1 protein-coding gene is annotated in these 257 nt (G+C 34.6%); it reads right to left on the bottom strand.

Annotated features, from left to right (window positions below; all coding sequences use genetic code 11):
- Positions 1-257 (bottom strand): AAA family ATPase (locus ACYQ0O_RS13235; RefSeq protein WP_459893825.1); only part of this gene is annotated, 257 nt, incomplete at both ends.

The following is a 257-nucleotide window of genomic DNA, read 5'->3' as shown; positions in this document are numbered from 1 at the left end:
TTTAAGGTTCGAAAATTCCCTGCCCAGCTAATCTTAATTACTGGATATTTTTTATCAAAATCCCATTTATCATAGATATAGAGCCCCTTAAAAAGCCCTTTACTTCCCCCAAATATCTCCTTTAATGTATCGAGAAATAAGGACTTTCCAAACCTCCTTGGCCTAGATAAAAACACATATTTGTAGTTTTCTATTAACTCATATGCCTCTTTTGTCTTGTCCACATAAACATAGTCCCCTTCTATTATCTCCCTGAA

The organism is Desulfothermus okinawensis JCM 13304, assembly GCF_054654515.1.
This window is presented reverse-complemented; position numbering and strand designations above follow the sequence as displayed.